The following is a 13,353-nucleotide window of genomic DNA, read 5'->3' as shown; positions in this document are numbered from 1 at the left end:
GTCTTAGATTCCCGCGTACATTCGACCCGGCTCAAGAATGGCGTCGGGATCGAAACTGGACTTCAGCCCAGCCGCAATTTTTCGAAACGCAGCGCCAAGCGGTGGAAACGGATCGATGCTTAAGCGCAATTCCGTTGAAGCACGCACAAGCGTCGCATGCCCGCCCGTGACGGCGACCGCCGCACGGATGGCAGCCGCTCCAGCATCTCCGGCGCCTCTGGTCCCGAGCCAGATGAGCCCTCCGCCCCAGTCGTAGTAATGCCGAAACTCCGGAATAGATCGTTCTATCAAAGCGACTGCTTCGGGGCCTCTCGTTGGTGGAATAGACAGCCGCCACACGGCGTTGTCGCGGGGCTCGGCTAGGAACTGGACATTTCTGACGGCCCGCCAAAGCGAAGCCGAACCAGTACCTTCCAACTGCGAGTGAATTCCGAACGACTGCAGTCGCCGAGACATTTCACGGACGCGACAGTCGACTGAGGACGAGAAATTCCCGATGCGGATCAGTGTCTGCGCTTCGGTTCCGGCGATGCCCGCCGGCAAATGAGCAACACCGTCTGGATCGAAGGGGGAGCAAAGGGCACTGCACATCGCTTCCACTGCTTCACGATCGTTGAGTCCGAACAAAACCAACGTCATGGATCGCTCAGGGCGCGGTATAACCTTAAAGCTCACTTCAGTGACGAGACCCAACGTTCCAAACGAGCCACAAATCAATTTTGTTAGGTCAAGACCCGTAACGTTCTTCACAACCCTCCCGCCGGATTTGACGATCTCTCCTCGGCCATTGACGAATCGCACACCGATGGCAGCATCGCGGCAAGCGCCCCGGTTGATGCGCGCGGGCCCGGAAATATTGGCTGCGAATACACCTCCGATAGTCGGCTCGCCGTCCGTCGCCATGAGGTGACGGTGGTCCATCGGCTCGAAGGGAAGCATTTGGCTTTTCTCCGCGAGCGTCTCTTTGATCGTGGCGATTGGCGTCCCAGCCCGGGCACTGAACACCATTTCGGCGGGCTCGAACAACGTAATGCCGGTGAGCATCGAGGTCGATAGAGTTGCCTGTGTCTTGATAGGGCGTCCTAGCATCGTGCGAGTGCCGCCACCCCGAATAGACAAGGGCTCGCGGATGGTTCGGGCTCGCGCAACCATATCGCATGCTTCAGGCTCTGAGCGCGGAAGAAGAACGCTCATAACTAAATTCGCCCTTCCAGTGGAAATACCTTGGCGGGGTTGAGAAGCCACGAGGGATCAAACACAGCGCGCACCCGCATCTGCTGGTTGAGATCGTCCTGGCTGAACTGCAGCGGCATAAGATCACGTTTCTCGACGCCGACTCCGTGCTCACCGGTCAGGCACCCGCCTAGCTCGACACAGAGCTTGAGGATATCCAGGCCACAGGACTCGGCCTTCTCACATTCGACGGGATCGTTCACATCATAAAGGATAAGCGGGTGCAAGTTGCCGTCGCCTGCATGGAAGACGTTGGCGACTCGCAGTCCGCACCTCTTAACCAACGCATCGATCCCGGCGAGAGCCTCAACCAACCGCCCAGTCGGGATCGTACCGTCCATGCAAATGTAGTCAGCTATCCGGCCCGTCGCACCGAAAGCCGATTTTCGACCCTTCCAGATCGCCGCAGTTTCCATTGCGGATCGGCTCCTTTTTATCGTTGTGACGCCGTGGCGTTTGCCGATGGAAATGATCGTCGTAAGCTGTTGTTCGATTTCTTCTTCGGAGCCTTCCACCTCGATGATGAGGAGAGCCTCGGCGTCCAACGGATAGCCCGATTTGGTGAAACTCTCGCAGATGTCGATCGCCATCTTGTCCATGTATTCGATCGCTACTGGGATTATGCCGGCACCAATGATGCCGGAAACCGCAGCCCCGGCGGACGCCGCTTTCGAAAAACCGAACAATACCGGCCGCACACCTTCCGCGGCACGCAGGATACGCACCGTCGCTTCTGTGACAACAACGAGCTGTCCTTCGGAACCGACTATGAGACCGAGGAGATCGTAGCCCTCGGCGTCGAGAAATGATCCGCCAACTTCAATGATCGTTCCGTCGAGCATCACCACTTTGACGCCGAGGAGATTGTTCGTGGTGACGCCGTATTTCAAGCAGTGCGCTCCTCCGGAATTCATCGCGATGTTGCCTCCGATTGAACATGCAAGCTGGGAGGACGGATCTGGCGCATAAAAGAAGCCTTCGTGCTGCACGGCCCCCGTAATAGCGAGGTTTGTAACTCCGGCTTGGACAGTGGCGGATCGATTGGGGTAATCGATCGCTAGAACGCGGTTCATCCTCGACAAGCCAACGACCACCGCATCTTCTCGCGGCGTTGACCCTCCGACCAGCGACGTACCGCTCCCTCGCGGAACGACAGGGACGCCGTGCGTATGGCAGTAGCGCAGCACCGCCGAAACTTCCTCCGTAGTGGAAGGCAGCACAACTGCTAAGGGCAATCGCCGAAGGGCGGTCAATGCGTCTGACTCATATGGTCGGCGCTCATCTTCCGACGTGATCAGAGCCTCGGGGGAAACCAGGCTAGCTAGCCCCGCGATAATCTCGTCGCGGCGAGCGACGATCGTCGCGTCGGCAGAGGGGAGAGCAATGCTCATCTTATGTTCCAGCTTAGGGCCACAGCTAGTTAGTATGCCCAGCACCCTTGTTGCATGTTTACATCTGATGTTCAACTAATATGTCAGAAAGATCATTGGTCCACGATTGTCGAGCTGTTGCTGTACTGTTTCCGCCAGATCGACATCGGTGAGTTCGTTCGGTCGCTTGCTTTTATCGATGAGTTTGACACCGAGCCAATCCTCCGAGCCGCTCCATCGTCTGCTAAATGCGCTTATGGAAAGCACTATGTCGGATCACGCTACGACACCGAAGCGCTAAGGAAATCCGTTGAGGAAATGCAGATCGAGGCCTCGCGCCGAGACTATGCATTACCCCACCCTCCAATCCGGCACGCCGTCGCGGGCCATGACAATATAACCCGGCGTTCCCACGGGCTCTGAACAGATCAGCCTGCTCGATCCCGTTACCTTCCAATTCAGTAACGGTGCCAGAACTTGGAGCTGCTGCGGAACCCCGTCATTGAACAACGCGGAGCAGACCTGTGGTCAGCAGCCGCCCATCAAGCGGCCATCTGCTTCGAGTTCGGGAAGGAATCTGAGTCCGTGCCAGTTGCTCGACCGGAACAGTGAGCGAATTATAACAAAAGTGGTTGCAGGGAGTCGCAACCACCGATTCCGACACTCGCTTATGGTGGCCATTCAGCTGCAGTAGCCCGGCTGAATTCAGCTTGGAAGACTGCACATTTCCGTAGTGTTCTCAATACCCATTCCGAAAATCGAACCATCTGCGCATAATGGCCGATCGTTCCTTGGCGGTCTTTGCTCGCCAAGTTGGCAAAGTCGCGTTCGCGCGATCGACCGCGCGTCTTGTCTCGACCGCACCCATATTGGGGACCGATCCAACCAGACTGCCGATCGAGGGATTGTTCACCGTGATGGTGCCGCCGTCGTCTGCCCTGGCCCACAAGTCATGAGAGGTGTCGGCTTCTGAGACAGACTTGTTCCACTATCGAGCCTCGAAAATCTGGATACAGAATCAAACAAGTCACCGCGTGGGAGTCACTTGAGAATGGAGGTTGGCACTGAGACGTATCCCTCCATTATCCGGCGAGCGGTACGGCTTAAACGGGCGCTTTTTGCGTTCCACCCGTCCACTAATCTTTCGACGTCAGTCCCAATCTCGATCGTCCCGGAAGTATGACCAATCCGCACGATCCGGCTTCTTTCGTAAGGCAATTGCGCGACGTCGTTGACAATCGTACCTGGAATTGAAGCCGCCATCGCCGTGGCAATCGCTCCAGATACCTCGTAGGCATGATGCAGGGCACCCATCGACAAGATACGCGCAACGAAGTCCACGCCATCCTTTTCGACATAGCGCCCGTCCGATGCCCGGTAGCCTTGGGGCGGCGCGACGAACGCGATTTTCGGAACGGCAGGCATATGGCGTGTGGCATCTTCGACGGACTTGCTTAAACCGAACAAGACCGCCGCCCGCGACCGTATGGCCTCCAGCCGTCCAAGCAATTCGGTATCTCCGTCGATGCGCCCCTTCAACTCGGTCCCAGTAAGTCCGACGTCCGTTGCCTTCACAAAGACGGTCGGCAACGTTGCGTCCACAAGCGAGACCCGCACGGATCCCAATCCGGGGATATCGAGCGTATCCACCGTGCGTCCCGTCGGCAGAAGCCCCGCCGTTGCCGAACCACCCGGATCGAGAAAGTCCAAGGTGATCTCCGCACCTGGGCGGGCAATGCCGTCGATTGAATACCCCCCCTCTTCGACAGGACTCCCGGCCAACGTCGGCACCCGCGCAATAATCCGCCGGCGGATGTTGGCCTGCCAAATCCGTACTTCCGTCACCGGCTCCGAGGCCGCGACGAGCCCCTCTTCGATGGCAAAGGGACCAACCGCCGATGCGAGGTTGCCGCAATTTGATGAGTAGTCGACGCTAGGGAGTTTGATTTCGACCTGGCCGACGAGATAGTCGACATCGCAATCCGGCCGGGCGGACGGACCGATGATCGCGACCTTGCTGGTACTGGATGTCGCGCCTCCCAATCCGTCGATCTGCCGTCCGTATGGATCCGGACTGCCAAGGACATGCAGCAGCACGCGATCGCGCGAAGACGGGTCCGTTGGAAGATCCTTGCCGTGGAAGAAGACACCCTTGCTCGTGCCGCCTCGCATAAACACGGCTGGAAGCTTGGCGGGCCTTGAGATCATCGTCGACGCTCTCGTTGCAGAATGGATTTCTCAATGATGAAGGATTTTCGACAGGAAGGTCCGGGTTCGCTCGGCCCTGGCCTCAACGTTACCGAAGAATTGCTCAGTCGGACAGTCTTCAATGATCGCACCTGCATCCATGAACACGACGCGGCTTGCTACTCTTCGTGCAAATCCCATCTCGTGAGTGACGACCATCATCGTCATGCCTTCCCGGGCGAGATCGGTCATCACGTCAAGAACTTCGTTGACCATTTCCGGATCCAGCGCGGAAGTGGGCTCATCGAAGAGCATCGCCAAGGGGTCCATTGACAGAGCACGGGCGATCGCTACCCGCTGCTGTTGTCCGCCGGACAGCGTGCCAGGAAATTTGTCCTTATGGGTCAGAAGGCCGACACGCTCCAGCAGCGTCAGGGCGCGGGAGCGCGCCTCCTCGCGAGACCGCTTGAGAACCTTGATCTGGCCGAGGCAGAGATTGTCGGTCACGGTCAGATGGGGGAACAACTCAAAATGCTGAAAGACCATGCCAGCGATCGTTCTCAAACGCGAGAGATCGCTGCCAGATCCGGCACTCATATTCTCGACCAGGATCTCGCCGCTCTGAATGGGTTCCAGCGCATTGACCGTCTTGATCAGCGTCGACTTTCCCGATCCGGACGGGCCGCAGACCACGACCACCTCACCCTTGCGCACTGACAGGGAACAGTCGTTCAGCACCCGATGCGTACCGTAATATTTGGTGACGTTCCTTATCTCGATCATATCGATCTCTCTCCGTAAGGCTTCTAACGGGCTCGCAAGGTCCGAAGCTCAAGGCGTTTCACCGACCGGGAAGCCAGGAAGCAGACGACAAGGTAGACGACGGCTACGAACAGATACAGTTCGGTCAGTCGCCCGTCTCTCTGGCCGATCTTGGTGGCGGCCCCCAGAAAGTCAGTCAGCGCGACAACGTAAACCAGCGACGTATCCTGGAAGATGATAATGGTCCTCGTCAGCAGTGATGGAATCATGTTCCTGATCGCCTGCGGCAGGACGACACTCGTCATCGCCTGACGATAGTTGAGACCCAGCGCATAGGCGGCCGAGACTTGCCCGCGCGGGATGGACTGGATGCCGGCGCGTACGATTTCGCAGAAGTAGGCGGCCTCGAACAGTGTAAAGCCGACAATAACCGAGCGAAGCGCACCGACCTGAATCGGCTGCGTTGCCCCGATCAGCCACGCGCCGACATAGGGCACGAGAAAATAAAACCAAAAGATCACCAGCAGCAGCGGGATGGACCGCATGACATTGACGTAGGTGGCCGCGGGTGCCGAAATTACGCGGAATGACGAGAGACGCATCAGCGCCAACACGATGCCAAAAGCGAGACCCAGGATAGCAGCCAACAATGTCAGACTGATCGTCAGACCCATCCCCTCGAGAAGATAGGGGAACGCCTGCCTGACGACGCCGAAGTCAAGATTCCCCATGGCTCTACACGCCTTTGGTCGCTGGGCCGACTAGACCGGGCAATGCCACTCGGCCCTCCAAGGCACGCATGCTCAATGCGATGGTGCCGTTGATCGCCAGGTAGATGAAGGTCGCCGCGCTGAACGCTTCGAAGACGTGGAAACTGTATTCCTGCATCGAACGCGCCCGACCCGTCAGTTCCAGGAGGCCGATGGTCAGCGCGACGGACGAGTACTTGACCATGCCGATCAATTCCGACGTCAGTGGTGGAATCACGACCCGGAAGGCCTGTGGCAGTATGACGTAGCGGTAGACCTCGAACTCGTGCAGGCCCACCGCCAACGCAGCTTGAGTTTGGCCACGCGGCAACGATTGTATTCCGGCACGGATCTGCTCACCCACACGCGCTGAACCATAGAAAGACAGGCACAGCAAGGCGGGAATGAACGAAGCCCACGGCTGCGACATCTGCTTGATAAGGACGCCCAGACTTACAGGAAGAATTTCTGGAAAGATGAAGAACCAAAGAAACATCTGGACCAGCAACGGCACATTCCTGAACACCTCGACGTAGGTGGTTGCGACGGCATCGGCCCCGCGCGAATTGGCTGTTCGCATTACTGCCAGCGCCGATCCGGCGAGAAGAGAGATTGCCGCTGCGCAACCCGCCAGGGTCAAGGTCCAACCCGCCCCCATGATCACGGTTTCAAGATACGTATGGATTCCGTCCGGTGAGAGCTCGAGAAAGATACTCCAATCCCAATCGTAATTCATATGTGGCTATCCCAATGTTGCCGGGTTGCTTCCTGCGAACGCCGAGCGCGGATATCAGCGTTGAAAACAGGCGGGTCCACTGTGCATGGTGGGTCCCCGGTCCCTATTGATAGTCTGCGGGGTTGCTTGAGTCGGTGGGCTTCTCGAGCGTTCGCTTGAGCGGATCGCTCATTGGATAATTCAGATTGATATTGTGCGGCGGAATCGGCGAATTGAAGTACTTCTCGTATAGCTGCGCGACCTTGCCACTCTGAATGAGCTTTCGGACGGCAGCATCGACCTGCTTCTTGTAATCTTCGTCTCCACGCGGCAACATGATCGCGTACGGAAAACGGTCGAGGCCCTTGGTGCTGATCACGAATTTGTTCGGTTCACGCGCCGAGGCGACGAGAGCATAGGCTAGTCCGTCGTCGGTCGCGCATCCCTGTGCTCTGCCGTTCTCCATCATGAGAAATGCTTGCGCCAGGTCATTGGCGGTAACGAGCGTGATTCCGAGATTCTCGCTCGCGCTTGCCTGGGAAAGCAGCTTGAAAAAGATACTGCCGGCCTGTGCGACGATGGTCTTGCCTTTAAACGTCTTCAGATCGTTTGGATCTACATCGCCGCCCTTTCGCGAAATGATGACTCCTTGCGAAACAAAGGTCGTCAGGGCGAACGACACATATTTGTGCCTGTCCAGCAGGTTCGTCGTGTTTCCGCACTCGAGATCGACCGTGCCGTTCGCGACCAGTGGAATCCGGGTAGCCGAGGTGACCGGGTTGTAGCGGATCTCAAGCTTGGCCAGTCCTAGATTCGCCTTGAGCTCTTCGACCACCGCGCGGCAGATATCGAGAGTGTATCCAACAGGCTTCTGTTCCGCATTGAGATAGGCGAAAGGAATTGACGTCTCGGGATGCCCGAGCGTTATCGTGCCCGCCTGACGGATCTTGTCGAGGGTGCCGGCTCTTGTAGCTGCAAAGCCCTGAGCTCCTATCGCGAATGCGATCATCGCAATCGTACCAAGACGAACCATGTCTCCCTCCCTCGTCGTTACCGCAGGACGTGCGCTTACCACCTTTGAGACGCGACGGATGAATCCATTCGGCATCTTCGCACCCGACCCGACGCTCATAGTTTCGCTATTAGAAACTTGAGTTATTTATAATGAAACCACCGGCCCAAAATTGTCAAGGGCGAGACATTGAGCTTCCGAGCTTTACCATCCCAACCGCTGTCCCAGGGTTGACACCCGACGCACTTCTCGGCGATTGTATCGTATATCGGTAATAAACTTGCGATTATCGAAACTACTTGCCCGACGCTTCAGCGCTCATATCGCTAGGTCGCCGACGCCTGGGCTCAAGACGCAGGTTCGCGTAGGGGAAACAGCAATGACTGCACGCAACGTCGCGAATGAAGATAAACCTAACGATATCACGCGCATCGAAACCTTGCCGCGCCTGAGCCGGGCGGTGGTCCACAACGGGATCGTATATCTGAGCGGCCAGCTTGCCGACGACCCGAACGTTCCGGTCGAGGAGCAAACTCGCAACATCCTTCAGAAGCTCGATGGCTATCTGGAACAGGCCGGATCGGACAAGACGCGGGTACTCTCGGCGGTGGTCTGGCTGAAAGATATCGCGGACGCTCCCAGGATGAATTCGGTGTGGGAAAGTTGGATGCCCGCCGGATTCGCCCCGTCGCGCTCATGCGTGCAATCCATTCCGGGGCGGGCCGAATTCTCGGTCGAGATCACGCTTACCGCGGCGGTCCGGTAGCAGCCGGTACAAGGTCCATCGGGCGTGGGCCCGTGGGCCTGGCGCATGAAGGATCAAGGTGTCGGAGACGACGATCGACCGGCATCGCAAATAGCGGCGGCTCTCAAGCCGTTGATCGGGCGCTTCTGGTCCTGAAGACCATTGCGATCAGCGGTCCGCCCGGTTACCCGGCTTCCTGGGCCTGTAGGGGCCACGGGCGTCGCATCGGCCTTCTCCAGAGTTTCTGATCCTTTGAACTAGCGTCAAAACGAGCACGGTGGGAAATGATGGCAAGCTCGATCAAGCAAGAGGCCCTCGGGACATTTCAGATCGCGGGTGTTCAGCACCGGTATATCGATCTGCCGCGACTATTGGGCTCAGCCTCCTCGAAGGTCCCAACGGTACTGCGGCTTCTGCTTGAAAACGCGGTGCGAGGTTGCACTCCTGAACAGAGCGAGAAAGCCGCTGGCGATATCAAGGGTTGGCTCGATCGCGGATCAAGTGACGAGACGATAGAGTTTCGGCCGATCCGTATCCTCATGGAGGACACGACCTGTACGCCTGCATTCGTGGATATTGCTGCGATGCGTGACGCGATTTCCGCAGCCGGGGGTGACCCCAAGGCGCTCAATCCCGTCTTACCCATCGATGCATCGATCGATCATTCGATTGCGGTGGACCATTTCGCCAAGCCCGGTGCGGCTGCGTTGAATGCACGCAACGATTTTTCGCGTAACCATGAGCGATACAGCTTTCTTCGCTGGGCATCGGCCGAGCTGAACGGCGTGCGTATCCACCCGCCGGGCACGGGCATCATGCACACAATCAACGTTGAACAGCTCGCCACTATCGTTTCATCGCTCCACCAGGACGGTCACGATTGGGCGGTGCCGGACAGTTTGGTCGGAACGGATAGTCACACGCCGCTGGTGAATGGCATCGGCGTGCTCGGTTGGGGTGTCGGCGGGCTGGAAGCCCAGGCAACGATGTTCGGGGCTCCCGTCGTATTGCGAATTCCGAACGTGGTCGGCGTGCGGCTTGTTGGCTCGCTGAGACCAGGCATCCTCGCGATGGATCTCGCCCTGGAGGTGACGCATCGGCTCCGCTCCCGGCAGATTTCCGGGCAGTTCGTTGAGTATTTCGGCCCAGGAGTGTCAACATTGAGTGCGGGCGAACGATGTGTCGTCGCTAGCATGGCACCCGAATACGGCGCGACGACCGGTTACTTTCCGACCGACGAGCGGACGCTGGACTATTTTCGCACCATTGGCCGATCAGCAGCCAGTATTGCGTTGATCGAGAAGTTCATGAGGGCGACCGGACTTTGGTTCGATCCGAATGTCGAGCCTCGTTACAGTGAGGTTGTCGATATCGATCTCGGCACCATCGGTCGTCGGATCGCCGGGCCGCGTCGGCCGCAGGATATTGTCGATTACGGCCACACCGCAGCAGCGCTTGCGAAATACCCGTTCGAGCCGAGTGAGAGCGATAGCCGCCTGCCGAAATACCCGATAGCGATTGCCGCCATCACCAGTTGCACCAACACGACCGACCCAGCGCTGCTCATCGCTGCGGGGCTGGTAGCGCGCAAATCACGACGGCTTGGCCTCAAGGTGCCGAGTTGGACAAAGACGTCCCTCGGACCGGGATCTCCAGCTGCGGCCGAATATCTTTCGAGAGCGGGCTTACTTGATGATCTGGCCGCCGTTGGCTTCGAGATCGTCGGGTTCGGTTGCACGACGTGTCTGGGAAATTCGGGAGCACTGACTGAAGAAATCCAGCGTGCGATCGACGCACGCGCGGTGAAGCCGGTAGCCGTACTGTCGGGAAACCGGAACTTTCCAGGCCGAGTGCATCCGGACCTGGATCTATCGTTCATTATGTCGCCGCCATTGGTGATCGCCTTCGCATTGAGCGGGAATGCCGAAGTGGACCTCGACAGATCGCCAGTTCAGACGGCACCTGGCGGCGCCCCAGTCTTCCTCAGCGAGTTGTGGCCGACGAGTGACGAGATCATCGCGTCTCTGAACGTTGCGGGAGATCCCTCTGACTATGGGCGGGCGTTTTCGGCGGCCACCAGGGATTCCGCCTGGAATTCGATTGACCACCCTCATGGCGCTCTTTTCCCCTGGGACGCGAACTCGACCGTTTTGAAGAGTCCGCCCTATGTCGCCACGGCTGGCGAGTGCCAGCTCGGCCAATATTCGGCATACCCGCTCCTTGTCGTGGGAGACGATGTTACGACCGACCATATCGCGCCTGGCAGCGCGATACCGTCCGACAGCGCGGTGGCAGATTTCCTCATCGGGAAAGGGGTCAAGCGCGGCGACCTGGGTGTGTTCTCGTCCCGCCGCGGAAACTGGGAAGTCATGGTGCGCGCAACGTTCCACAACAACTCGCTGATCAACCTTTTATGTCCCTCTGCGCCTGTGGCTCAGACGATGCATGCGCCGAGCGGGCAGGTAATGCCCATCCACGAAGCTGCGGAACGGTATAAGGGGGAAGGAAATGCTGTGGTGCTCGTTGCTGGACGGCGATATGGGAGCGGCTCTTCGCGCGATTGGGCCGCCAAGGGGCCAAGGTTGCTCGGCATTCGGGCGGTTCTCGCCGTTGGTATCGAACGGATTCACCGCTCTAACTTGATCGGCATGGGCATCCTGCCTCTGCTTATCCCCGAAAGCGCCCACCCCACGGAACTCGCGATTCAACCCGGAGACCGGATAGAAATCGACGCCCCGCGACGATCGTTACGGCCGTCTAGTCGCGTCGCCGTTCGGCTTGTTAGGACAGATGGACGTATCGAGGAAATTGCGGCTATCGCAGCAATCGAGACCCAGCTGGAAGTTGATCTGCTGGAAAAGGGCGGAATCATTCCAGCGATATTGAGTAAGTACCTGCAAGGGCAGCAACCTACTTGTTAGGGGGCATTTGCGATCTGCAGCGGACGAATCCGGCCCCTCCATTGGTCAGCTAGGCTTTGCCGGGCGGTCCTTTGCTCCCCAGCGCCAAACTGACTTTCTTGACGTTCCGCAGGATAGAAGGCAGCGCCTTCTTCATCGCGGCGCGGCTCCATCGGCTGGCGGGACCAGAGACGGTAACCGCGCCCAGAGGACCAACCGCACCATAGATCGGCACGGATATCGATCCCACATCGGGCGTCCGGATACCAATGCCCATGAAGTACCCCTGCTCTCTGGTTCTGCTGACGTCCGTTCTGATCCGCGTCGCGTTCAAGCCTTCCTTGGCGGCCGCAGCGAGTAAGGGATCAAGTTCGGTATTCGACAAGTCCGACATCAATACGCGGCCTGTTTCGCCCGCGTATAGAGGGAGCGTCTCGCCGATGGGAACGACACGACGAACTGTATGCGAGCCCTCGACCACATCCACGCACACCCGGAGATCACCACTACGGACATGAAGGGAGGCTGTCTCGCCGTGGAGAGCCACGATTTCTTCCATCATTGGACGGGCTTGCCGCCGTATATCGATCCGCGAAACGGCCAAGACACTCAGCGACAGGAATGTCGCGGCCAGGGTATATCCCCCGACTGAGGGATCGCGTCCGATAAATCCCGCGTTTTCGAGAGAGCGGAGCAGTCGGTAAGCGATGCTTTTATGCAGATCCGATCGTGATGCCACCTCTTCGAGAGGCACCGGTCGATTTGCGGACGCGATGATTTTCAGGACAACCAAGGCCCGATCGACGGTCTGGGAGCCGCCGACACTGGTCTCTGATTTCGGAATCGGAAGCTCCATTCTCTAATTTAGAGACCGAATAACAACGCAAAGCACCTCAGTCAACCCACAACCGCTACGCGCGACGTGGAGGGTACCTGACCGTCGTTCAGTATGCGAAATCTTGTACGCGGATTGATAGGCGGAGATGATCCTCGCAGACCAAATCGCTCTCCTCCAACTTAGGCTCGGTAAGCGATGATCTTGTGCAGAACCGGTCGTGATACCACCTCATCGAAAAGTATCGGTCGACCCTCTGACGCTACGATGTTCAGGTCGACGACGAGTCCGTGAGTAGCGACGATTGGCCATGAGCATTATTGTTGAGACGAAAGCCGTAGAGAATCGCCGCTGAGTTTTTAGATTCGGCTGAGCAGCGGACGGTGACAACAACGGGAGCGATACTTGCAGCCCCCACCGCCTCGATAAAGGAGACAGACCGCCGCCCTCGTTAAGAGGAGCACCATCACGCAGAGTGGCGTAGTACGCTGCGATACGCGCGAGTGACCCAGTGCACGCCAGATTGCGAAAATCAATCGCCTGCGTAAGCCTCAAATCCGATCGGTGCTGCATTTGGTACTGCATGGCGCGCACCGACCGCGCCTAAGCGCTGATTGTTCCTCCCCTTTTGAGATGCCCCGGTCCAATGCATCATGGGAGCGACGGAAAGCGAAGCGCTAACATATTGTTTTCATTTATCTTCGCAGACTGGGACGGTCTAATCGATTTCTGGACCAACAAATAATCGAAGGGATAGACCTAAAGCATCTTCCCTTCTTTTCAACAACTTGATCCGAGCACTCGATTATTTTCGCTTATTTCAGTCTTGCCCGGTACTGCATCGC

Annotated in this window: 11 protein-coding genes; 2 read left to right on the top strand and 9 right to left on the bottom strand. The window is 57.9% G+C overall.

Going from position 1 to position 13,353, the window contains the following annotated elements; all coding sequences use genetic code 11:
* Positions 1-3: 3 nt before the first annotated feature.
* From OC450_RS05575 to OC450_RS05540, 8 genes are all read right to left on the bottom strand, one after another.
* Complete coding sequence (locus OC450_RS05575; protein WP_262047393.1) at positions 4-1,194, bottom strand: FAD-binding protein; 1,191 nt, start codon at positions 1,192-1,194, stop codon at positions 4-6.
* A 2-nt stretch (positions 1,195-1,196) separates the two neighbouring features.
* Positions 1,197-2,624, bottom strand: coding sequence for an FAD-linked oxidase C-terminal domain-containing protein (locus tag OC450_RS05570; RefSeq protein WP_262047392.1), 1,428 nt, complete (start codon positions 2,622-2,624; stop codon positions 1,197-1,199).
* A gap of 718 nt (positions 2,625-3,342) precedes the next feature.
* Complete coding sequence (locus tag OC450_RS05565) at positions 3,343-3,552, bottom strand: aldehyde dehydrogenase family protein (RefSeq protein WP_262047391.1); 210 nt, start codon at positions 3,550-3,552, stop codon at positions 3,343-3,345.
* A 92-nt stretch (positions 3,553-3,644) separates the two neighbouring features.
* Positions 3,645-4,811, bottom strand: a complete 1,167-nt coding sequence (locus tag OC450_RS05560; protein WP_262047390.1) for a 2-methylaconitate cis-trans isomerase PrpF family protein — start codon at positions 4,809-4,811, stop codon at positions 3,645-3,647.
* A gap of 30 nt (positions 4,812-4,841) precedes the next feature.
* Positions 4,842-5,573 carry an amino acid ABC transporter ATP-binding protein gene (locus OC450_RS05555; RefSeq protein WP_262047389.1) on the bottom strand — a complete coding sequence of 244 codons (732 nt, stop codon included), beginning with the start codon at positions 5,571-5,573 and terminating at the stop codon, positions 4,842-4,844.
* Between the two features lie 23 nt (positions 5,574-5,596).
* Positions 5,597-6,283 (bottom strand): amino acid ABC transporter permease, encoded by a 687-nt coding sequence (locus OC450_RS05550; RefSeq protein WP_262047388.1) that lies wholly within the window; start codon positions 6,281-6,283, stop codon positions 5,597-5,599.
* 4 nt (positions 6,284-6,287) lie between these two features.
* On the bottom strand, positions 6,288-7,037 hold the full coding sequence (locus tag OC450_RS05545) for an amino acid ABC transporter permease (protein WP_262047387.1): 750 nt from the start codon (positions 7,035-7,037) through the stop codon (positions 6,288-6,290).
* Between the two features lie 103 nt (positions 7,038-7,140).
* Positions 7,141-8,049 (bottom strand): amino acid ABC transporter substrate-binding protein, encoded by a 909-nt coding sequence (locus OC450_RS05540; RefSeq protein WP_262047386.1) that lies wholly within the window; start codon positions 8,047-8,049, stop codon positions 7,141-7,143.
* A 358-nt stretch (positions 8,050-8,407) separates the two neighbouring features.
* Here OC450_RS05540 and OC450_RS05535 point away from each other — a divergent pair, with 358 nt between their 5' ends.
* Together OC450_RS05535 and acnA are read left to right on the top strand one after the other, a co-directional pair.
* Complete coding sequence (locus tag OC450_RS05535; RefSeq protein ID WP_262047385.1) at positions 8,408-8,794, top strand: RidA family protein; 387 nt, start codon at positions 8,408-8,410, stop codon at positions 8,792-8,794.
* Between the two features lie 266 nt (positions 8,795-9,060).
* Complete coding sequence (gene acnA, locus OC450_RS05530; RefSeq protein WP_262047384.1) at positions 9,061-11,694, top strand: aconitate hydratase AcnA; 2,634 nt, start codon at positions 9,061-9,063, stop codon at positions 11,692-11,694.
* A 49-nt stretch (positions 11,695-11,743) separates the two neighbouring features.
* On the opposite strand, the gene OC450_RS05525 is transcribed toward acnA, so the two are convergent.
* Positions 11,744-12,529, bottom strand: a complete 786-nt coding sequence (locus OC450_RS05525; RefSeq protein WP_262047383.1) for an IclR family transcriptional regulator — start codon at positions 12,527-12,529, stop codon at positions 11,744-11,746.
* Positions 12,530-13,353 lie beyond the last annotated feature (824 nt).

Source organism: Bradyrhizobium sp. Bra78, assembly GCF_024519855.1.
Classification (GTDB): domain Bacteria; phylum Pseudomonadota; class Alphaproteobacteria; order Rhizobiales; family Xanthobacteraceae; genus Bradyrhizobium; species Bradyrhizobium japonicum_G.
The sequence above is the reverse complement of the archived record's forward strand: the minus strand, read 5'-3'. Positions and strand labels throughout refer to the sequence as shown.